This window comes from Paraburkholderia saeva (assembly GCF_907164555.1).
Lineage (GTDB): Bacteria > Pseudomonadota > Gammaproteobacteria > Burkholderiales > Burkholderiaceae > Paraburkholderia > Paraburkholderia saeva.
In genome coordinates this window covers 431283-453608 of record NZ_CAJQZC010000002.1, presented here as the reverse complement: position 1 = coordinate 453608, position 22326 = coordinate 431283, and the positions used below count along the sequence as shown (strand labels likewise).

The following is a 22326-nucleotide window of genomic DNA, read 5'->3' as shown; positions in this document are numbered from 1 at the left end:
GACAGCCAGCCCCACCAGGAGATATCGATGAGCGCCGAGTCAAACCGTCCTCCGTCGCCTTCCAGCGCAGGCCAGGTCGTGCCGGAATTCGCTTCGCGTGACCCGAATTCGCCTGCGTTCTGGGACGAGCGCTTCGAACGCGGCTTCATGCCGTGGGATCAGGCGGGCGTGCCGGCAGCGTTCAAGGCCTTCGCTGCGCGGCACGCCGAGGGCGCGGTACTGATTCCCGGCTGCGGCAGCGCGTGGGAAGCGCTGGCGCTCGCGCGGGAAGGGCGTCACGTGCGGGCAATCGACTTTTCGCCGAACGCGGTCGCCACCGCGCGCGAGCAGCTGGGCACTTACGCGTCAGTCGTCGAACAGGCGGATTTCTTCGAGTACGAGACGCCGTTCACGCCGGCCTGGATTTACGAGCGCGCGTTTCTCTGCGCGCTGCCGAAAGCCCGCTGGAGTGATTATGCGCAGCGAATGGCCGCCTTGTTGCCAGCAGGGGGGTTGCTCGCCGGCTTCTATTTTCTCGGTGCAACGCCCAAAGGGCCGCCGTTCGGCATCGAGCGTGAGGAGCTGGAGACGTTGCTGATGCCGCATTTCGAGTTGATCGAAGACGAGGCGGTCGCGGATTCGATTCCGGTGTTCGCCGGGCGGGAACGCTGGATGACATGGCGTCGTCGCGGTGTTGTGGCAGCTTGATCCAGGCCACAACGCCCCCATTTGATGTCGCGGCGGGTCTGTCCCGCCGCAGGCCCGGTTTTCCAGGGCGGCAGACCGTTTGCGGCTATAATTCAAGGCTTTGCAGGCGTTTACAGGATTTTCGCAGGGAATAAAGATCATGCCGATCTACGCTTATCGTTGTGAATCATGCGGCTTTGGGAAGGACGTGCTTCAGAAGATGAGCGACGCCCCGCTGACGCAATGCCCGGAATGCGGCAAGGACGCGTTCCGCAAACAGGTGACGGCCGCGGGTTTCCAGCTGAAGGGCTCGGGCTGGTACGTCACTGACTTCCGCGGCGGCTCCGGCGGCGCGAGTGCAGCCGCGAAGCCCGCTGCCGGCGAAGGCGGCGCTGCCGAACCGGCGAAAGCCGATGGCGGCAAGAGCGATGCGGGTTCGTCGCCGGCTGGCGCGGACAGCGCGAAAGCTGCGCCGGCCGCACCGGCGGCCGCGGCGCCTGCATCCAGTGCCGGTGCAGACGGCGCATAGCGGCATCGCGGCCCGAAAGGGCGGAAAGGGCGACAAGCACACCGCGGCGGATCGATCCCGCGCGGTTCACTGGCGGTACACATGACGACGAAAAAGACGACGCTCAAATCGGTGTTCCTGACTGGCCTGCTGGTGCTGGTGCCGCTCGCCATCACGCTGTGGGTGCTGGGCCTCATCATCGGCACGATGGACCAGACGCTCCTGCTGCTGCCGGAATCGTGGCAGCCGGAGCGCGCGCTCGGGTTCCGTCTGCCGGGGCTGGGTGCGGTGCTGACCATTGCGTTTATTTTTATCGTCGGTCTATTGACGCAGAACTTCATCGGGCAGACGCTCGTGAAGTGGTGGGAAGTCGTCGTGCGTCATATTCCGGTGGTCGGTCCGATCTACACCAGCGTGAAGCAGGTGTCGGACACGCTCCTTTCCAGCAGCGGCAACGCGTTTCGCAAGGCGCTGCTGATCGAGTATCCGCGCAAGGGTTCCTACACGATCGCGTTTCTGACGGGCATTCCCGGCGGCGACGTGGTCAACCACCTGAAGGAAGAGCACGTGAGCGTGTACGTGCCCACGACGCCGAATCCAACTTCCGGCTTCTTCCTGATGGTGCCGAAGAGCGAGGTCGTCGAACTCGATATGTCGGTCGACGCCGCGCTCAAGTACATCGTCTCGATGGGTGTCGTGGCACCGTCCGTGCCCGTGCAGCCGGCGCCCGTGCGCCGCGCGACCACCATCGAGCCTCCGCTGTAATGCCGGAGCGCGCCGTCAACCGGCGTGCACCGTTCGATCAATGCAAAACGAAAGACAAACATCATGTCGATGAGATCTGAATACTGCGGTCTGGTGACCGAACACCTGCTGGGCCAAACCGTGTCGCTGTGCGGCTGGGTGAGCCGTCGTCGCGACCACGGCGGCGTCATCTTCATCGACCTGCGCGACCGCGAAGGCCTCGTTCAGGTCGTCTGCGATCCGGATCGCGCGGAGATGTTCAAGATCGCCGAAGGCGTGCGCAACGAGTTCTGCGTGCGCGTTCAGGGCGTGGTGCGCAACCGTCCGGAAGGCACGGCGAACGCCAGCCTGAAGAGCGGCAAGATCGAAGTGCTGTGCCATGAACTGACCGTGCTGAACGCGTCGGTCACGCCGCCGTTCCAGCTCGACGACGACAACCTGTCGGAAACCACGCGCCTCACGCACCGTGTGCTCGACCTGCGCCGTCCGCAGATGCAGCACAACCTGCGACTGCGCTATCGCGTCGCGATGGAAGTACGCAAATACCTCGACGCGCAAGGCTTCATCGACATCGAAACGCCGATGCTGACCAAGAGCACGCCGGAAGGCGCGCGCGACTACCTCGTGCCGTCGCGCACGAACCCGGGCCAGTTTTTCGCGCTGCCGCAGTCGCCGCAGCTGTTCAAGCAGCTCCTGATGGTGGCGAACTTCGATCGCTACTACCAGATCGTCAAGTGCTTCCGCGACGAAGACCTGCGCGCCGACCGTCAGCCGGAATTCACGCAGATCGACTGCGAAACCTCGTTCCTCACCGAACAGGAAATCCGCGATCTGTTCGAAGCGATGATCCGTCACGTGTTCAAGGAAACGATCGGCGTCCAGCTCGACGAGAAATTCCCGGTCATGCTGTATTCGGAAGCCATGCGCCGCTTCGGTTCGGACAAGCCGGACCTGCGCGTGAAGCTCGAATTCACCGACCTGACCGACGTCATGAAAGACGTCGACTTCAAGGTGTTCAGCACGCCGGCCAACACGAAGGACGGCCGCGTTGCAGCGCTGCGCGTGCCGAAGGGCAGCGAACTGTCGCGCGGCGACATCGACAGCTACACGGAATTCGTGCGCATCTACGGCGCGAAGGGCCTCGCGTGGGTCAAGGTCAACGAAGTCGCGAAGGGTCGTGACGGTCTGCAAAGCCCGATCGTCAAGAACCTGCACGACGCGTCGATCGCGGCGATCCTCGAGCGCACCGGCGCGCAGGACGGCGATATCATTTTCTTCGCGGCAGACCGCGCGAAGGTGGTGAACGACAGCCTCGGCGCGCTGCGTCTGAAGATCGGCCATTCGGAATTCGGCAAGGCGAACAGCCTCGTCGAAGACGGCTGGAAGCCGCTGTGGGTCATCGACTTCCCGATGTTCGAGTACGACGAGGAAGAAGCGCGCCACGTCGCCGCTCACCATCCGTTCACGAGCCCGAAGGACGAGCACCTGGAATATCTGGAAACGGATCCGGGCCGCTGCCTCGCGAAGGCGTACGACATGGTGCTGAACGGCTGGGAAATCGGTGGCGGTTCGGTGCGTATCTATCAGGAAGAAGTGCAGAGCAAGGTGTTCCGCGCGCTCAAGATCGGCGCGGAAGAAGCCCGTGCGAAGTTCGGCTTCCTGCTCGACGCGCTGCAGTACGGCGCGCCGCCGCACGGTGGTATCGCGTTCGGTCTCGACCGTATCGTCACGATGATGGCGCGTGCCGATTCGATCCGTGACGTGATCGCATTCCCGAAGACGCAGCGCGCGCAGTGTCTGCTCACGCAGGCGCCGAGCGAAGTGGACGAGCGCCAGCTGCGCGAACTCCACATCCGTCTGCGTCAGCCGGAACCGAAGGTTCAATAAGCGTTCATCGAACGTTCGAACCGGCTTCAGCTGCATCAGGGAAAAAGGCGCGTCATGCGCCTTTTTCTTTTTTTGCGTTACAGTCGAAGCGAACCCGCTCCACTGACTGACACGTAGCGTGCGTACCCTGCGCGTGCACGGTGCGTTGCCCGATTACCGATCACCATGCCGAAACCGCCGAAGATTCCGGAGTCTGTCCTTGTCGTCATCCATACGCCGCAACTCGATGTGCTGATTATCGAACGGGCCGACCGGCCGGGTTTCTGGCAATCCGTGACGGGTTCGAAGGATCACGTCGATGAGCCCATCGTCGAAACGGCGGTGCGGGAAGTGGGTGAGGAAACGGGCATCGTCGTCGGAACGCCCGAGGTGCCGGCGAGCGCGCTGGTCGACTGGCAGCATCAGATCGAATACGAGATCTATCCGGTGTGGCGGCATCGCTACGCCGAAGGTGTGACGCGCAACGTCGAGCACTGGTTCAGCCTTCAGGTGCCCGCGCGCCTCGAAGTAACGCTCGCACCGCGCGAGCACACGGCTCACGCATGGTTGTCGTACGAGGAAGCGGCGGCGCGCTGTTTCTCGTCGTCGAACCGGGAGGCGATCCTGCAACTGCCGACGCGTCTCGCGGCGCGCCCGCGATGAAGAGCCTCGCCACGCGACGTTTCGCGCGGCTCCGGCAGAGCCTTCGCAACCGGCGTTACTGGCGGCGATACCGCTTCACCACCGGCAACGGCATCGAACTCTTTCGTTCCGGCAACGAATACTTCGACACGCTGACCCGACGCATCGACGCCGCGACGCACGACGTCGCGCTCGAGACATACATCTTCTGCGACGACGAAGCCGGCCAGAAAATATCTGCCGCGCTTTTGCGAGCCGCGGCACGGGGCGTGCGGGTGCGCGTGATCACCGATGGCGTCGGCACCGCGAAGCTCGCGCTCTTTACCGACTGGCTTCCGAACGGCGTCGAACACCGTATCTACAATCCGCATATTTTTGGTCGCTTCGGTTTTTCGCGCACGCACCGCAAGCTCGCGGTGATCGACGAGACGTATGCGTACTGCGGCGGCATCAACATCGTCGACGACTTCGACAACAACGGCGCGCGCCTGCCGCATCCACGCTGGGATTTCGCGGTCGAACTGAGCGGGCCGGTCGTGACCGACATCCGCGAAGCGTTCGAAGCACAGTGGCGTCGCATACGCATCGGACATAAGCCTGCCGAAATGCCTGGCGCGGGCGGCGAGCCGCCGCCTGATCTCGGCCGCTCGGCGCGCCTGCGGATGCGACGCCGCGCGCGCGGCGATGTGCGTGAAACCGGGCTGCCGTGCGTCGCGTTCGTTGCGCGCGATAACCTCGTCAACCGGCGTGCGATTGAAAAGGCGTATCTGACCGCGATTGGCCAGGCGCGCACCGAGGTACTGCTCGCCAATCCGTACTTCATGCCGGGCCGCAAGCTGCGGCGCGCGCTCACGCATGCGGCGCGGCGCGGCGTCGACGTCCGGCTCATCATCGGGCGCAAGGAGTTCGCCGCGCTCGATTACGCGGTGCCGTTCCTGTACCGGGCGCTGCTGCGTGCGGGCGTCAGGATCGCCGAATACGAAAAGACGCTGCTGCACGGCAAGGTCGCTGTCGTCGATTCGAGCTGGGGAACGGTGGGCTCGTCGAACCTCGACGCACTCAGCCTGCTCGTGAACAACGAGGCGAACGTCGTGCTGGTGGCCGATCCCGAGATCCACGACCTGCGCGCGGCGATCCTGACGGCGTTCGACGAGTCGCGCCGTATCGACCTCGCGCACTACGAAGCGCGTCCGCGCGTCGAGCGCATCCTCAACTGGCTGGCCTACAACACGTACCGGGCGGTGATGAAGGTGCTGACGGTGGGCGGCTACGACTGAACCCCGGCGCCTTCCCGCCTGGCGAGGCGACGCGCGCGACCGGGCCGCCAGAATCGTCACCCATCCTGTCCCGCGTCGTAGCGCAATCCGGGTAATTCACCTGGATACACCGAAGCCCCGAGCCGGTAAAACTGCCATTGAGCAGGATTGGCGAACAATCCCAAAGATGGCGCCTCGTCCGATTGACGGATGCCGCAAAATTGGTGGCCAGTTAGAAACCGGTTTCTAATAAAGTCCTTGTTTCGCGGGCGGTCGTACTCAACAATAGTACGGCCGTTCGATTTTCTTTCGGTCAAATCAGAACGGTACAAAAGCTATGCGAAAAGGCGAACAGACGCGGGCCGCAATTCTCGACGCAGCACTCGACCTGGCAAGCCGCGACGGACTTGAAGGTCTGACGATTGGTCTTCTGGCCGAGCGCATGCAGATGAGCAAAAGCGGCGTGTTCGCGCATTTTGGGTCGCGCGAGGATCTGCAGGTGGAAGTGGTCAGGGAATATCACCACCGGTTTGAAGAAGAGGTGTTTTTTCCGAGTCTGCGCGAACCGCGCGGGCTGCCGCGTCTAAGGGCGATGATCTCGCGCTGGATTGAGAAGCGCATCCAGGAAGTCACCACTGGATGCATCTATATCAGCGGCGCTGTCGAGTATGACGACCGCGCGGACAACCCGGTGCGCGAACAACTGGTGTCGAGCGTGACCACCTGGCGCGCCGCGCTCACGCGAGCCATTTCGCAGGCACAGGAAGAAGGGCATCTGCGGGCGGACGCCGATCCGCAACTGATGCTCTTCGAACTGTACAGCCTCACGCTGGGTCTGCATCACGATGCGCGCTTCCTGCATCTGCCGGACGCCGTGCGCCTGACGTGGGCCTCGCTGGATAAATTGATCGTTTCGTATCAGAGCAACAGCCGCTAGTCACGCCTCCGGATCCACAGGGTTCGTCGGCGCAACAGGTCCACGTTCTGGACGCTGGCTGGTGGCGAGGCTTTAAGCCAACACCTTTGGAGTGGAGAAGAGTCATGGGACAGTACGCCGCGCCGCTGCGCGACATGCAATTCGTGTTGCACGAGCTGCTTAACGTCGAAGCCGAGATCAAGCAGATGCCGAAGCACGCGGATCTCGACTCCGATACGATCAACCAGGTGCTCGAAGAAGCCGGCAAGTTCTGCTCCGAAGTGCTCTTCCCGCTCAACCAGAGCGGCGACCAGGAAGGCTGCACGTACGTCGGCGACGGCGTCGTGACCACGCCAAAGGGCTTCAAGGAAGCCTATCAGCAGTACGTCGAAGCGGGCTGGCCGTCGCTCGGCTGCGATCCCGAATACGGCGGCCAGGGTCTGCCGGCATTCGTGAACAACGCGCTCTACGAAATGCTCAACTCGGCGAACCAGGCCTGGACGATGTATCCGGGTCTCTCGCACGGCGCGTACGAATGCCTGCACGCGCACGGCACGCCGGAACTTCAGCAGCTGTATCTGCCGAAACTCGTCGCCGGTGTGTGGACGGGCACGATGTGCCTGACCGAGCCGCATTGCGGCACCGACCTCGGCATCCTGCGCACGAAGGCCGAGCCGAACAGCGACGGTTCCTACGCGATCAGCGGCACGAAGATTTTCATCTCGAGCGGCGAACATGATATGGCGGAGAACATCGTCCACCTCGTGCTCGCACGTCTGCCGGACGCGCCGAAAGGCACGAAGGGTATTTCGCTTTTCATTGTGCCGAAGTTCGTACCGAACGAAGCCGGCGAACCGGGCGAGCGCAACGGCGTGAAGTGTGGCTCCATCGAACACAAGATGGGCATTCACGGCAACGCTACGTGCGTCATCAATCTCGACAACGCGAAGGGCTGGCTCGTCGGTGAGCCGAACAAGGGCCTCAACGCGATGTTCGTGATGATGAACGCCGCGCGTCTTGGCGTCGGCATGCAGAGCCTGGGTCTGACGGAAGTCGCCTACCAGAACTCGCTCGTGTATGCGAAGGAACGTCTGCAGATGCGTTCGCTGACGGGCCCGAAGGCGCCGGAAAAGGCGGCCGATCCGATCATCGTCCATCCGGACGTGCGCCGCATGCTGCTCACGCAGAAGGCCTATGCTGAAGGCGCGCGCGCGTTCACGTACTGGTCGGCGCTGCAGATCGACAAGGAACTGTCGCACGCCGACGAAACCGTTCGCAAGGAAGCCGCTGATCTCATCGCGCTGCTCACGCCGATCCTGAAGGCGTTCCTGTCCGACAACGCGTTCGAAAGCACGAACCACGCAATGCAGATTTACGGCGGCCATGGCTTCATCGCTGAATGGGGCATGGAGCAGTACGTGCGCGACGCGCGTATCAACATGATCTACGAAGGCACGAATGCCGTTCAGTCGCTCGACCTGCTGGGCCGCAAGGTGCTCGGCGACATGGGCGCGAAGATGAAGAAGTTCGGCAAGCTGGTCGCCGATTTCGTCGAGGCTGAGGGCGTGAAGTCTGAGATGTCCGAATTCATCAACCCGCTCGCCGACATCGGCGAAAAGGTGCAGAAGCTCACGATGGAAATCGGCATGAAGGGCATGCAGAATCCGGACGAAGTGGGTGCTGCCGCCGTGCCGTATCTGCGGACCGTGGGTCATCTGGTGTTCTCGTATTTCTGGGCGCGCATGGCACGCATCGCGCTGGATAACGAAGCGTCGGGCGATCCGTTCTACAAGGCCAAGCTCGCCACCGCGCGCTTCTACTTCGCGAAGCTGCTGCCGGAAACCGCCATGACGATCCGTCAGGCGCGCGCCGGTTCGAAGTCGCTGATGGAAGTCGAAGAGTCGCTGTTCTAAATCCATTCAGGCACGCGCCGCGCGCAGCGTCACGCTGACCGCACGGCGCGTGTGCCCCCGTCGCGCATTCGCGCGACGGGCGATACCGCACCACTCCCCGGAGGAACGACGTGAGCAATCTGATCATTCGCAAGGTAGCCGTCCTCGGCGCCGGCGTGATGGGCGCGCAGATCGCTGCGCACCTGATCAACGCCAGGGTGCCCGTGCTGCTGTTCGACCTTCCCGCAAAGGAAGGCCCGAAAAACGCGATCGCGCTGAAGGCGATCGAAAATCTGAAGAAGCTGTCCCCGGCGCCGTTCGGCGTGAAGGACGACGCGCAGTACATCCAGCCCGCGAACTACGATGACGACATCGCGAAGCTCGAAGAATGCGATCTCGTGATCGAAGCGATTGCCGAGCGCATGGACTGGAAGCACGACCTGTACAAGAAAGTGTCGCCGCACATCGCGCCGAACGCGATCTTCGCGACGAACACGTCGGGTCTCTCGATCACCGAACTGTCGAAGGGTTTTTCGGACGAGTTGAAGTCGCGTTTCTGTGGCGTCCACTTCTTCAATCCGCCGCGCTACATGCATCTCGTCGAGCTGATTCCGACCGCCACGACGCGCCCGGAAATCCTCGACCAGCTCGAAACGTTCCTGACGAGCGTGGTCGGCAAGGGCGTCGTGCGCGCGAAAGATACGCCGAACTTCATCGCCAACCGCGTCGGCATTTTCTCGATCCTCGCGGTGATCACCGAAGCGCAGAAGTTCGGTCTGCGTTTCGACGAAGTGGACGATCTGACGGGCAGCCGTCTCGGCCGCGCGAAGTCGGCGACGTTCCGTACCGCCGACGTGGTCGGTCTCGACACGATGGCGCACGTCATCAAGACGATGCAGGACACGCTTGCGGGCGACCCGTTCTTTGCGGTCTACGAAACGCCCGCCGTGCTCGCCGGCCTCGTGAAGCAGGGCGCGCTCGGCCAGAAGACCGGCGGCGGTTTCTACAGGAAGGAAGGCAAGGCGATCAAGGTGCTCGACCCGAAGACGGGTGGTTACGTGGACGGCGGCGCGAAGGCCGACGACATGGTCGGCCGTATCCTGAAGCGTCCGCCGGCGGAGCGTCTGAAGCTGCTGCGTGAATCGGATCATCCGCAGGCCCAGTTCCTGTGGGCGATTTTCCGCGACGTGTTCCACTACATCGGCGTGCACCTCGAATCGATCGCAGACAACGCGCGCGACGTCGACCTCGCGATCCGCTGGGGCTTCGGCTGGAACGAGGGTCCGTTCGAAGGCTGGCAGACGGCTGGCTGGAAACAGGTCGCCGAGTGGGTGCAGGAAGACATCGCAGCCGGCAAGGCGCTCTCGGACGCACCGTTGCCCGCGTGGGTGCTGGAAGGCCCGGTCGCGGAAAAGGGCGGCGTGCATACGAACGAAGGCTCGTGGTCGCCGGCTTCGAAATCGTTTGTGCCGCGCTCGTCGCTCGGCGTGTACGACCGGCAGGTGTTCCGTGCGCCGCTCGTCGGCGAAAGTTCTGCTGATCCGAAGACGTACGGCAAGACGCTGTTCGAAACCGATGCCGTGCGCGCATGGGTCGACGACCGCACGGGCGAGAACGATGTGCTCATCGTGTCGTTCAAGAGCAAGATGAATACGATCGGACCGTCGGTGATCGACGGCCTCGTGCAGGCCATCGACCTCGCCGAGAAAGACTACAAGGGCCTCGTGGTGTGGCAGCCCACATCGCTGAAGCTCGGCACGCCGGGCGGCCCGTTCTCCGCAGGCGCGAATCTCGAAGAGGCGATGCCCGCGTTCATGATGGGCGGCGCGAAGGGCATCGAGCCGTTCGTGAAGAAGTTCCAGCAGGGCATGTTGCGCGTGAAGTACGCAAACGTGCCGGTGATTTCAGCCATCTCGGGCATTGCGCTCGGCGGTGGCTGCGAGCTGGCGCTGCATAGCGCGAAGCGCGTCGCGCACATCGAAAGCTACCTGGGCCTCGTCGAAGTCGGCGTTGGCCTCGTGCCGGCGGGCGGCGGTCTGAAGGAAGCCGCGTTGCGTGCCGCCGAAGCCGCAACCCAGGTGGGCGCCACAAACGACCTGCTGAAGTTCGTGCAGAAGTCGTTCGAGAACGCCGCGATGGCGAAGGTTTCGGCCTCCGCGCTCGACGCCCGCGCAATGGGCTACCTGAAGCCGTCCGACACGATCGTCTTCAACGTGTTCGAACTGCTCGACACCGCGAAGAAGGAAGCCCGTGCGTTGTCGGCTTCGGGTTACCGCGCGCCGCTGCGCGTGACGCAGGTGCCGGTGGCGGGTCGTTCGGCGATTGCGACGATCAAGGCATCGCTCGTCAACATGCGCGATGGCCGTTTCATCAGCGAGCACGATTACCTGATCGCCGGCCGCATCGCGGAAGCGGTGTGCGGCGGCGATGTCGAAGCGGGCAGCCTCGTCGACGAAGAATGGCTGTTGCAACTCGAGCGCCGTGCGTTCGTCGATCTGCTTGGTACGCAGAAGACGCAGGAACGGATCATGGGCATGTTGCAGACCGGCAAGCCGGTGCGTAACTAGGCGCGACGAGCTGACAGCAATCAAATGCATGGGACCGGAGTAAGGCGTTAAGGCGCGCGCTCCGTTCGACCTGGGAGTTTCAAATGGCAAAGCAATTGCAGGACGCATACATCGTTGCCGCGAGCCGCACGCCGATCGGCAAGGCCCCGCGCGGGATGTTCAAAAATACGCGCCCGGACGAGCTGCTGGTGCACGCGATCCGTTCGGCCGTGGCGCAGGTGCCGGGCCTCGACACGAAAGTGATCGAAGACGCGATCATCGGCTGCGCGATTCCGGAAGCGGAGCAGGGCCTCAACGTCGCGCGGATGGGCGCGCTGCTCGCCGGTCTGCCGAATACGGTGGGCGGCGTGACGGTGAACCGCTTCTGCGCGTCGGGCCTCACGGCGCTGGCGATGGCGGCGGACCGCATTCGCGTCGGCGAATCGGATGCGATGATCGCGGGCGGCTGCGAATCGATGAGCATGGTGCCGATGATGGGCAACAAGCCGTCGATGTCGCCGCACATTTTCGATCGCAGCGAAGACTTCGGCATCGCCTATGGCATGGGCCTGACCGCCGAGAAGGTCGCCGAGCGCTGGAAGATCAGCCGCGAAGCGCAGGACCAGTTTTCGGTCGAATCGCACCGCCGCGCGATCGCCGCGCAGCAGGCCGGCGAATTCAACGACGAAATCGCCGCGTACACGATCACCGAGCGTTTCCCCGATCTCGCCACTGGCGAAGTGAAGGTGAAGACGCGCGAAGTGGCGCTTGACGAAGGTCCGCGTGCCGATACGTCGATGGAAGGTCTCGCGAAGCTGCGCACGGTGTTCGCCAACAAGGGTTCGGTCACGGCCGGCAACAGCTCGCAGACGTCGGACGGTGCGGGTGCCCTGATCGTCGTGTCGGAAAAGATGCTGAAGGAATTCAACCTGACGCCGCTCGCCCGTTTCGTCAGCTTCGCCGTGCGCGGCGTGCCGCCGGAAATCATGGGCATCGGTCCGAAGGAAGCGATTCCGGCTGCACTGAAGGCCGCCGGTCTGAAGATCGACGACATGGACTGGATCGAACTGAACGAAGCGTTCGCCGCCCAATCGCTCGCGGTGATCCAGGATCTCGGCCTCGATCCGTCGAAGATCAATCCGCTTGGCGGCGCGATCGCGCTCGGTCACCCGCTCGGCGCGACGGGCGCGATCCGCGCTTCGACGGTCGTCCACGGGCTGCGTCGCCGTAACTTCAAGTACGGCATGGTGACGATGTGCGTCGGAACCGGGATGGGCGCAGCGGGCATCATCGAACGCCTGTAAGCGCGGACGGCACAACGCACAGGCAAGACGAACGGTTCGCAGGTCTCGTGGCTTGCGAACCGTTTTTTCCATTCGGGAAGTCGAAGAGATAGTAAGGAGATGGCGATGGATATTCTGGTCGAGCGCGCCGACGGCGTAATGACGATTGCCTTCAACCGGCCGGACAGAAAAAACGCGATCACGGCCGCGATGTATCAGACGATGGCCGACGCGCTTGTCGAAGCGCACAGCGACGCCTCGGTGCGCGCGATCCTGATTCGCGGCAGCGTCGGCATTTTCAGCGCCGGGAACGATCTGGAAGACTTCATGAAGTCGCCGGGCGGCGGTGAGAACGCGCCGGTGTTCCAGTTCCTGCGCGCTATCAGTTCGGCGGAAAAGCCGCTGGTCGCTTCCGTGGCGGGGCCGGCGGTCGGCGTTGGCACGACGCTGCTATTGCATTGCGATCTGGTCTACGCAGCGGAATCGGCGACGTTCTCGCTGCCGTTCACGCAACTGGGTCTGTGTCCGGAAGCGGCTTCGTCGTTGCTGTTGCAGCGCGTGGCCGGCTATCAGGGCGCGGCGGAAAAGCTGCTGCTCGGCGAAGCGTTCGACGCGAAGGAAGCGCAGCGCATGGGCTTCGTGAACCGCCTGCTGCCCGCTGCCGAAGTGGACGCGTTCGCAATGGCTCAGGCGCTCAAACTGGCGGCGCTGCCGGCTTCCTCGCTGCGCGTGACAAAAGCGCTGATGAAGCGCGCCGCGCAGCACGAGATCCAGACGCAGATCAGCGAGGAAGCCGTGCACTTCGGCAAGATGCTGCTTGCGCCGGAAGCGCGCGAGGCGTTCAAGGCGTTTTTCGAGAAGCGCAAGCCGGACTTCCGGCAGTTCGACTAGCCAACACCGGCTGGTGTTCATGACGGGCGCTGCGATTCCATTTCGCCAGCGCCCGGCATATGACACAGGAAGATCACCGCGTACCGTATTCGACGTAACCCGATTCACGACAGAAGCTCACCAGCCTGAGCTGTGCTTTCTTCGCAATCGCGATCGCAAGCGACGATGGCGCCGAAATCGTTGCGAGCATCGGAATGCCGACGCGCGCGGCCTTGCGCACCAGTTCGTAACTCGCGCGGCTTGACAGGAACACAAAGCCATCCTTTGCATCCGCTCGATCGAGCACAAGCTGGCCGATCAGCTTGTCGAGCGCATTGTGGCGGCCGACGTCTTCGAACGCATAGCGGATTGCGCCTTTTGCATCGCACCATGCGGCGGCGTGCAGCCCGCCCGTGAGTTTCGTCAGCGACTGATGCGCCGGCAATGCACGTGCGGCGCGTGCAATTGCATCGGGCGCGAGGCGTGTCAGAAAGCCGGTATCCGGCACCACTTCCGGCTGCAGGTCGAGCAGATCGATACTTTCGATCCCGCAGACGCCGCAGCCCGTGCGTCCCGCCAGCGCGCGACGTTTCTCCTTCAGCGCGACGAACGCCTGCTGCACGACCGTCAGCTGTACTTCGGCGTACGGCATTTCGCCTTCGAAGCACGCCACCTCGATGTCCTGAATGTCGCTGCTGCGCCCGACGATGCCCTCCGAAATCGCGAAGCCGACGGCAAACGCCTCCAGATCACGCGGCGTGCACATCATCACGGCATGCGAAATGCCGTTGAAAACGAGCGCGACCGGCCATTCCTGACCGACGTGGTCGGTGACCGTTTCGACCGAGTCTCCGCGATGCCGGTGCACAATCTGCTCGACGGCGCCCGGCTGGCCGGTGGTTTCCAGTTCGTTCAAGCGTTCACTCCTTCGATTGCCGCGTGCGGGGTGCCGTCAATGCAGCCTCCAGCCCGCGAATAAGGTTCTAAAATACCTCAAGCTGGCATCACGCGTTGCCCGCTACCAACGAGGACACTGACATGGGACTCAACGAGGCGCCGCTCCTCTTCAACTTCGAAGTCGCTTCATCGGAGAATCTCACCTTCATTCCGATGTCCGTGCGCTTCAATCTGGACCGGTTCGGCCTGCGCATCTCGCTTGCGCAGTGGCAAATGCTGCCGCACGAGGACCGCGCATTGCTGGCGCGTTTTCCCGTCGAGGACGACGCGACTATCGAGCCGAATTTCGATCACGCGCTCTTCGAGATGCTGCGCACGCACGCGAACGTCGAGCCGGAGTGGTTCACCCCCGAAGAAACGCCCGCGTGGCGCGACACGGAAGCGGTGCCGGATGGCGTCGTGCATCAGTCGCTCGTCGCGCGGCTGCGGGCGCCGACGCGCGAGCAGTGGGCACGGCTCGATCCGTTCCAGCGCTACGTGCTCGCCAAGCTGTCGCGCAAGCCCGAAGGCAACCACGATTTCGTCCCGGCGATGACCGAATTCGGCATCGCGGCTTCGGGGCACGACCTGCGCTAAGTGCGCGGCGCGGCCGTTCGCTGCCGCCGCGCACCGGTTTATTTCCGGCCCCACCCTCAATCTCCTCCGAAAGCGGTCGTTAACCAGAGGTTAGCGCGCAAAAGACCCGCGTTCGTGCTGCCGTATCGGCCACGAAAAGCAGGCTGGCCCGGGCTTCCCGCCCGCAGAACGACCCGACGTTCGGAACCCATGACTTCTCTTTTTTCGAAGCGTCTGCTGATTAATCTGGCAGTCGTCGCCGCGGCCGTCGGCGCGAACGCTTTTGTTGCCTACACGCAGATCTGCGGCCAGCGGGCCGCGGACGCGCGCACCTTGCGCTCGATGGGCGTCAAGCAGGATCTGGATGCCTGGCGCGAGACGCTCGAAGGCGGACTGGCCGCGCTCGGCCGTTTCGAGACGTCGGGCGCCGTCGAGCCGTCCGATGCCGCCACGCGGCGGGCCGTCGAACTCAGCAGGCTGGAGACGTCGCTGCGTGCCCGGTTCAGCGCCGAGCCGCGTCTGATCGAAGGCCTCGACCGGCTCGTGCCGGCTTCGCGGGTGTTGCAGCGCGGCGTCGACACGGCGCTTGCGCGCGCGGCGCAACCAGGGCTCGATGCTTCGCGGGCGTGGGCCGCGATCGAGTACACGCGCCTTGACACGCAGCTCGACGCGTTCGATTCGAGCCTGACGGCAATGCGTCAGGACGAGGACCGCGCGCTCGAAGCCGCGCTCAGCGAATCGGCGAAAGCAACCGAGGTCGCGATGCTGTTCCTGCTCGTCACGACACTCGCCGGTGGCGGCCTGCTGATCTACACGTTCGGCGTGCGTGAGACGGCCGCGCGCGAAAAGATTCGCATCGTGCGGGCGTTGCGCGGCAACGACGAACGCTTTCGCGGCCTGTTCGACGCGCATCCCGTGCCGATGTACATCTTCGATCGCGAGACGCTGCGCTTTCTCGCGGTGAACGGCGCGGCCGTGCAGCAGTACGGCTATTCCGAAGCAGAATTCCTTGCCATGACGATCCGCGTGATCCGGCCGGTTTCGGAAATCTCGCGACTGGAGTCGCATCTGCAACGCAGCGACGTCGTGCCCGCCAACGGACGGACGATGGCCGGCGTGTGGCATCACCGACGCAAGGATGGCTCGCACATCAGCGCGGACATTTCGTATCACGCGCTGAGTTTCGCCGGCCGTCCGGCGTTTTTCGTGCTCGCCGACGATGTCACCGAACAGATCAACGCCGAAGCCGAGGCGCAGCGGTCGAACCAGATGCTGGAAACGGTCATCGATAACATTCCGCAGCGCATCTTCTGGAAAGATCGCGAATCGCGCTATCTCGGCTGCAATATGGCGTTCGCGCGGGACGCCGGGCTCGCGTATCCGGAGCAGGTGATCGGCAAGACGGATTTCGACATGCCGTGGCGCGAATTCGCCGCACACATGCGCACGCACGACGAGGAAGTGATGGTATCGAGCGTGCCGAAGATGAATTTCGAGTTCGATCTCGTGATCGATGGCGTGCACCGCACGACCGTCACGAGCAAGCTGCCGTTCACCGACAGCGACGGCAGCGTGATCGGCGTGCTCGGCTCGTACACGGACATCACCGAACGCAGGCGTTCGGAACTCGCGCTACGTCTGCAAAGCCGCGCGCTCGACGCGAGCGTCAACGCGATCCTGATTACAGGCCCGGCGGAAACCGGCAACCTGATCGAATACGTGAACCCCGCGTTCAAGCGCATCACGGGCTACGATCCGGTCGAAGTGCTGGGGCAGGACTGTCGCCTGCTACAGCGCGACGATCGCGACCAGGAAGGGCTTGCGGCGATCCGTCAGGGGCTCGCCGCCAATCGCGAAGTGAGCGCCGTGCTGCGCAATTACCGCAAGGACGGCGCGCTGTTCTGGAACCAGCTCTTCGTCGCGCCGGTGCCCGGCGCCGACGGCCTGACGACGCATCACATCGGCATCATCAACGATGTAACCGAACTGATCCGCTATCAGGAGCAGCTCGAATACCAGGCGAACTACGACAGCCTCACGCGTCTGCCGAACCGCAACCTGCTGCGCGACCGGCTGCAGCACGCGCTGATTTCGGCGCAGCGTCGCGAGCGGGGCGTGGCCGTGGTGTTCATCGATCTCGACGGCTTCAAGAACGTGAACGACAGCCTTGGACACAGCGTCGGCGACCGGCTGCTGGGTGTCGTAGCGGAGCGGCTCGGACGATGCGCGCGAGCGAGCGACACGGTCGCGCGTCACGGCGGCGACGAGTTCGTGATCGTGCTGGCCGATACCATCGACGAACAGTTTCTGGTTGCGTGGATGGAGCGGGTGCGCGCATCGATTTCGGAGCCGGTCTGGCTCGACGGCACCGAGCTGTATGTTGGCTGCAGCATGGGCGCGAGCCTCTTCCCGCAGGACGGGCACGACGCCGAAACGCTGATGAAGAAGGCCGACCTCGCGATGTATCGCGCGAAGGACATGGGCCGCAACACGTTCCAGTTCTTCGAGCCGGAGATGAATGCCAGCGCGAGCGCGCGGATGAATCTGGAGAGGCGTCTGCGGCGCGCGCTGCGCGACAGCGAATTCCTGCTGCACTACCAGCCGCAGGTGGATATCGTCAGCGGTCGGATTGTCGGGATGGAAGCGCTCGTGCGCTGGCTCGATCCGGAAGTCGGGCTGGTGTCGCCGGCATCGTTCATTCCGGTGGCCGAAGAAAGTGGGCTGATCGGACCGCTGTCGGAATGGGTGCTCTTTGAGGCTTGCCGTCAGAACAAGGCGTGGCAGGACGAAGGTTTGCCGCCGGCGCGCGTGTCGGTGAACCTGTCGGCGCGGCAGTTCCAGCAGCGCGACGTCGCGGTGCTCGTCAAGCAGGTGCTCGCGCAGACGGGGCTCGAGCCGAGATATCTCGAACTCGAACTGACCGAGAGCACGATCATGCGCAACGCGGAAGACGCCGTGGCGATGCTCACCGAGCTTTCCGCGCTCGGCATCGGTCTCGCCATCGACGATTTCGGTACCGGCTATTCGAGCCTGAGCTATCTGAAGCGCTTTCCGGTGGATCGCCTGAAGATCGACCGCTCGTTCGTGTCGGATATCGGCGCGTCGAGCGACGACGAAACGATCACGTCAGCGATCATCGCGCTCGCGCACTCGCTGGAATTGCAGGTGATCGCGGAGGGTGTGGAGACGTCGGCGCAGCTCGAATTCCTGCGCGAACGTGCGTGTGATGAGATGCAGGGCTTTTACTTTGCAAAGCCGATGCCGTGCGAGGCGATTCCGGCGATGTTGCGGCAGGGGGTGGCGCAGGAGGTGGTAGACATATAGATATTCCCGCCAGAATCTTCGCCGCTCCTATATGAGTTGCGCCTGATGCGCGTAGGCAAACCACGTGATTGCCAGCATTAGTGCGCTGGAGGCGATAGCGAAAGCCATCACTGCGGGCACTCGTCGAGCTGCAGATTCCCCGGTGGCAAATGCAAGAAGGCCGGCCCAGACAATGGGCACAACCAGATAGACACCGAGTGACCCTAGCCTGAACCACGGCGGACAGGATTCCCTGCATAGATAGACACCGGTCGATTTCTCGATTGCAACCGGTATAAGGTCGAACAGGCACCCGATCAGCGCGCCTGTCATGCCGCCCGCAACCAGCACCACGATGCGACGCATCATTTGATCTCGAAGAAAAGAATGACCTTCGAGTTTCGAAGATCCGAGTACATCGGTATCCATGGGTTCTGGATATTCAGACTGAATCGCATGAATGTCTCGATGGTCCCGAAAAAGCCGTTGTTCGTCAGTCTGCTGCCATTCCAGAGATCGATGTGGCCACCTGATGCTGACTCTTCCGATTCACCGTCGCGGCGCCAGTAGCCGCCAAAAAATACGATGCCGGTGCGCCTTGCGACTAACCGCTGCCAGTCTGCGCCGCTGATGTTTTCGGGCCTGGCAGGCAGGCCGGCAAAAGGTTTGAGACTGAGCCACTGAGCCAGTTCGTCGGCGCGGGTTGCCGTGGGTTTGCCGTTGAGGACAATCCGTCCGATGCCTGTTTTTCCTGCAGCCGGCTTTACCACTTTCGACGAAAAGGACTTCATGTCAATTCCGGCGCGGTGCAGTGTGACGCTCATTCGAATTGCACACTGGTTCGAATAAGTACCTGTCGGATCGTCATAGGGATTTCCTGTTGCGTAGTTGTCCCATAGTTGCTGAAACATAACAGGTTGTACTTGCAGGCTGAGAACGGAGCCAGGTGTCGAGTTGGTCCTGACCGTGTGGCGGCCGGCAGCGGGCACATGCTGCGGCATGTTCAAACCCTCGCGAGGGCTTCGTCACCCCAGAAAATCTCGTACATTCCTGGCCCTTCGGTTGCGATACGCGGCAACTGACCGTTCGAATCCAGTTGTCCGGCGAAACGTCGGCCATCCGTGGTTTGAACAAGGAAGGGCAAACCGGCCAGGTCGCGGCCATGGATTGGCCGCGAGAGCTGTACCTGCTCGTCGAACAGTCCCACTTCACCGGTAAATCCGGTCTCCACGGGAGACTTTGCGTAGCCTAGGGCAACGAGTTCCTCATGAGTGAAACGGTGCTTCACATTCGTCATGGAAGCAATCAGTTGCGGCTTCGGGTCACACTTGCATATGCAGAGATCGCCTTCGAGGGCATCTTTCCTGCCGTGGAACGAGTTGTTGCGATGTGGTCCGACACAAAGGATGCGTCCCATCGTTTCGCACGCCGGACAATAGACTTCGTCGCCCTCCAGGGCGAATGGCTTCCCTTTGTTTGTCATCCGCATATCGGATGCACCGACGATATAGCCACCTGTTGTCGTCTCGTCGCCCTGAACGCAGTTGTGGCGCTCCATAGGAAACTCCTGGATTGGCTTTTGCGAAGCCAGACAATTTGATTGTCTACCACGCTAGCACGCTGTCATTCCGGGATTGTCAAGAACTGTGGTGGCTCAACGCGTACGGCGAGACCCTGTGTGGGACACGCAATACAGTCGAAACATATGCGAGGGAAATCGTCGAAGCGACGTGTGACTTACCGCTGCGAATTCGGGAACTACCATCCCGAAACACAAATGGACGACTCAATCCAGCGCCGGCAACGCACGCGGACGGCGGTCGGTGTCGGTGGCGACGTACGTGAGCGTCGCTTCGGTCACTTTCACGACCTGCTCAGCGAGACTCAGACGCTGCGCGTACACCTCGACCGAAACCGTGACCGACGTATTGCCCGTCTTCACGATATCCGCGTAAAAGCTCAGCAGGTCGCCGACAAAAACCGGCTGCTTGAACACAAACGAATTGACCGCGATCGTCGCGACGCGGCCGTTCGCGCGGCGGCTCGCCGGGATCGATCCGGCGATGTCGACCTGCGCCATGATCCAGCCGCCGAACACGTCGCCATGCATGTTCGAATCCGACGGTTGCGGGACGACACGCAGAGCGGGCGGTTTTTGCGGGAGCTGGAGATTTTCAGTCATCGTGACATCCATGGGGCGGGTGGGCTTCGTGCCGGCTGGCTTTGTTTCGTATAAAAGCGCTTCTCACGCCATGGGCGTGGCGGGTGCCCGGCCAGCGCGGCGAAAGCGGCGCCAGCCGGCTTCTGCGACAATAGGTAGATCAGGAATTGTACGGGAAAGCGCGCAAACCGGAAGCTGGCGGGCAGGCGCGCCCCGATACATCCGACACCCCCTCCCCACAGCCGACCTTCATGCGCCGTTATTCCGCCTCGTCCGAGCCTTCTCCGATCTCAACCCAGCCGCGCAACGACTGGCAGACGATCCTCTCGCTGCTGCCGTACCTCGCGACCTATAAGTGGCGCGTGATATTCGCGCTCAGCTGCCTGATCGGCGCGAAGGTCGCGAACCTCGGCGTGCCGATCGTGATGAAGCGCATCGTCGACGGTCTCGCTTCGGTTCAGCATCTGACCGCGCTCGGCCGCGCGGATCACGCGCCGGGCATCGTGCTGCTCGGCGGCATTGGTCTGCTCGTGGTCGCCTATGCCGTCGTGCGGCTTTCCACATCGCTTTTCACCGAACTGCGCGAAATCCTGTTTTCGAAAGTGACCGAAAGCGCCGTGCGGCAACTCGCGCTGAAAGTGTTCAGGCATCTTCACGCGCTGTCGCTGCGCTTTCATCTGGACCGGCAGACGGGTGGCATGTCGCGCGACATCGAACGCGGCACGCGCGGCATCACGCAACTCATTTCGTATTCGCTCTACAGCATCCTGCCGACGCTCGTCGAAGTCGGGCTCGTGCTGGGATTTTTCGTCGTCAAATACGAGGCGTATTACGCGATCGTCACGTTTATCGCGCTCGCCGTGTACATCACGTTCACGGTGAAAGTGACCGAGTGGCGCACGCATTTCCGTCGCACGATGAACGACCTCGATTCGCGCGCGAATTCCCGTGCCATCGATTCGCTGCTGAACTACGAAACCGTCAAGTACTTCGGCAACGAAGAGTGGGAAGCGAAGCGTTACGACGAAAACCTGAAGCGCTATCGCGCAGCTGCAATCAAGTCACAGAACTCGCTGTCGGCGCTGAATTTCGGCCAGCAGGCGATCATCGGCACGGGCCTCGTGTTCATCCTGTGGCGCGCGACGCAAGGCGTCATGGCGGGCAAGCTTACGCTCGGCGACCTCGTGCTGATCAACACGTTTATGCTGCAGCTCTACATTCCGCTGAATTTCCTCGGCGTGGTGTATCGCGAGCTCAAACAGAGCCTCACCGACATGGATCGCATGTTCACGTTGCTCGGCGCCGCGCAGGAAGTGCCCGACCTGGAAAACGCGACCGAACTCGCCGTGCGCGGCGCGGAAGTGCGGCTCGATCACGTGAATTTCGCGTACGAACCCGCGCGCCAGATCCTGCACGACGTGAGCTTCGCGATTCCTGCTGGCACGACGACGGCAGTCGTCGGGCACAGCGGTTCCGGCAAGTCGACGCTCGCGCGGCTGCTGTTCCGTTTCTACGATCTGGACCGCGCAACGGGTGGCGCGATTACGATCGATGGCCAGGATATCCGCGACGTGACGCAGGATTCGTTGCGTGCGTCGATTGGCATCGTGCCGCAGGATACGGTGCTCTTTAACGACACGATCTACTACAACATCGCCTACGGCCGCCCGAGCGCCACGCACGACGAAGTGATCGCGGCGGCGCGGGCGGCGCACATTCACGATTTCATCGAAGGGTTGCCGAAGGGCTACGAGACGCCGGTCGGTGAGCGGGGCCTGAAGCTGTCGGGCGGTGAAAAACAGCGCGTCGCGATTGCGCGCACGATCCTGAAGAATCCGCCGATCCTGATCTTCGACGAGGCGACGTCCGCGCTCGATTCTCGCTCCGAACGCGCGATCCAGCACGAACTCGACCAGATCGCCCGCGAGCGCACGACGCTCATCATCGCGCACCGGTTGTCGACGGTCGTGCACGCGCAGCAGATCATCGTGATGGACCGCGGACGGATCGTCGAACGCGGCACGCACGCGGAGCTGGTGCGCGCAGGCGGTCTCTTCGCGCAGATGTGGGCGTTGCAGCAGCAGCGCGCGGAGCACGCGGACGAAGCGGCGGAACACGCAACCGAAGCGGGTAGCGGCGCCAAGTGACGCCCACTGGCACT

19 protein-coding genes are annotated in these 22326 nt (G+C 62.9%); 14 read left to right on the top strand and 5 right to left on the bottom strand.

The genetic code is table 11. The features are described from left to right. Positions 1-27: 27 nt before the first annotated feature. The 11 genes from LPA36_RS06260 to LPA36_RS06210 all read left to right on the top strand — a co-directional run bounded on the left by LPA36_RS06260 (position 28) and on the right by LPA36_RS06210 (position 13210). Positions 28-687 carry a methyltransferase domain-containing protein gene (locus LPA36_RS06260; RefSeq protein WP_228875270.1) on the top strand — a complete coding sequence of 220 codons (660 nt, stop codon included), beginning with the start codon at positions 28-30 and terminating at the stop codon, positions 685-687. Between the two features lie 139 nt (positions 688-826). Further along, positions 827-1195, top strand: coding sequence for an FmdB family zinc ribbon protein (locus LPA36_RS06255; RefSeq protein ID WP_228875269.1), 369 nt, complete (start codon positions 827-829; stop codon positions 1193-1195). Positions 1196-1276: 81 nt separating this feature from the next. Next, on the top strand, positions 1277-1939 hold the full coding sequence (locus LPA36_RS06250) for a DUF502 domain-containing protein (protein ID WP_228875268.1): 663 nt from the start codon (positions 1277-1279) through the stop codon (positions 1937-1939). A gap of 63 nt (positions 1940-2002) precedes the next feature. Beyond that, positions 2003-3805 (top strand): aspartate--tRNA ligase, encoded by a 1803-nt coding sequence (aspS, locus tag LPA36_RS06245; protein ID WP_228875267.1) that lies wholly within the window; start codon positions 2003-2005, stop codon positions 3803-3805. A gap of 165 nt (positions 3806-3970) precedes the next feature. Further along, positions 3971-4447, top strand: a complete 477-nt coding sequence (gene nudB, locus LPA36_RS06240; RefSeq protein WP_228875266.1) for a dihydroneopterin triphosphate diphosphatase — start codon at positions 3971-3973, stop codon at positions 4445-4447. Continuing rightward, positions 4444-5703: a phospholipase D-like domain-containing protein gene (locus LPA36_RS06235; RefSeq protein WP_228875265.1), complete on the top strand. Its 1260-nt coding sequence runs from the start codon at positions 4444-4446 to the stop codon at positions 5701-5703. The genes nudB and LPA36_RS06235 overlap by 4 nt, the downstream gene beginning before the upstream one ends. A 316-nt stretch (positions 5704-6019) precedes the next feature. Then, entirely contained in the window at positions 6020-6619 is a 600-nt protein-coding gene (locus LPA36_RS06230) for a TetR/AcrR family transcriptional regulator (RefSeq protein ID WP_228875264.1), read from the top strand. Between the two features lie 104 nt (positions 6620-6723). After that, positions 6724-8511 (top strand): acyl-CoA dehydrogenase C-terminal domain-containing protein, encoded by a 1788-nt coding sequence (locus LPA36_RS06225; protein ID WP_228875263.1) that lies wholly within the window; start codon positions 6724-6726, stop codon positions 8509-8511. Between the two features lie 110 nt (positions 8512-8621). Then, the gene (locus LPA36_RS06220; protein ID WP_228875262.1) at positions 8622-11057 is read left to right on the top strand and encodes a 3-hydroxyacyl-CoA dehydrogenase/enoyl-CoA hydratase family protein; all 2436 of its coding nucleotides are present in this window, start codon (positions 8622-8624) and stop codon (positions 11055-11057) included. Between the two features lie 83 nt (positions 11058-11140). After that, positions 11141-12340: an acetyl-CoA C-acyltransferase gene (locus LPA36_RS06215; protein ID WP_228875261.1), complete on the top strand. Its 1200-nt coding sequence runs from the start codon at positions 11141-11143 to the stop codon at positions 12338-12340. Between the two features lie 99 nt (positions 12341-12439). After that, positions 12440-13210, top strand: a complete 771-nt coding sequence (locus LPA36_RS06210) for an enoyl-CoA hydratase (protein ID WP_228875260.1) — start codon at positions 12440-12442, stop codon at positions 13208-13210. A gap of 73 nt (positions 13211-13283) precedes the next feature. Here LPA36_RS06210 and fdhD read toward each other — a convergent pair whose 3' ends face one another. Further along, positions 13284-14105 (bottom strand): formate dehydrogenase accessory sulfurtransferase FdhD, encoded by an 822-nt coding sequence (gene fdhD, locus LPA36_RS06205; RefSeq protein ID WP_228875259.1) that lies wholly within the window; start codon positions 14103-14105, stop codon positions 13284-13286. Between the two features lie 122 nt (positions 14106-14227). On the opposite strand from fdhD, the gene LPA36_RS06200 reads away from it, so the two are divergent. Continuing rightward, positions 14228-14722 carry a nitrate reductase associated protein gene (locus LPA36_RS06200; RefSeq protein WP_228875258.1) on the top strand — a complete coding sequence of 165 codons (495 nt, stop codon included), beginning with the start codon at positions 14228-14230 and terminating at the stop codon, positions 14720-14722. A 189-nt stretch (positions 14723-14911) separates the two neighbouring features. Next, positions 14912-18025, top strand: coding sequence for a sensor domain-containing protein (locus LPA36_RS06195; RefSeq protein ID WP_228875257.1), 3114 nt, complete (start codon positions 14912-14914; stop codon positions 18023-18025). A 27-nt stretch (positions 18026-18052) separates the two neighbouring features. Here LPA36_RS06195 and LPA36_RS06190 read toward each other — a convergent pair whose 3' ends face one another. From LPA36_RS06190 to LPA36_RS06175, 4 genes are all read right to left on the bottom strand, one after another. Then, entirely contained in the window at positions 18053-18373 is a 321-nt protein-coding gene (locus LPA36_RS06190) for a hypothetical protein (protein WP_228875256.1), read from the bottom strand. Continuing rightward, positions 18370-19005: a type VI secretion system amidase effector protein Tae4 gene (locus LPA36_RS06185; RefSeq protein WP_228875255.1), complete on the bottom strand. Its 636-nt coding sequence runs from the start codon at positions 19003-19005 to the stop codon at positions 18370-18372. The genes LPA36_RS06190 and LPA36_RS06185 overlap by 4 nt, the downstream gene beginning before the upstream one ends. Before the next feature lie 2 nt (positions 19006-19007). Then, on the bottom strand, positions 19008-19562 hold the full coding sequence (locus LPA36_RS06180) for a PAAR domain-containing protein (RefSeq protein ID WP_228875254.1): 555 nt from the start codon (positions 19560-19562) through the stop codon (positions 19008-19010). Between the two features lie 228 nt (positions 19563-19790). Beyond that, positions 19791-20186 carry an acyl-CoA thioesterase gene (locus LPA36_RS06175; protein WP_228875253.1) on the bottom strand — a complete coding sequence of 132 codons (396 nt, stop codon included), beginning with the start codon at positions 20184-20186 and terminating at the stop codon, positions 19791-19793. Positions 20187-20416: 230 nt separating this feature from the next. On the opposite strand from LPA36_RS06175, the gene LPA36_RS06170 reads away from it, so the two are divergent. Beyond that, complete coding sequence (locus tag LPA36_RS06170) at positions 20417-22312, top strand: ABCB family ABC transporter ATP-binding protein/permease (RefSeq protein WP_228875252.1); 1896 nt, start codon at positions 20417-20419, stop codon at positions 22310-22312. Positions 22313-22326: the final 14 nt, after the last annotated feature.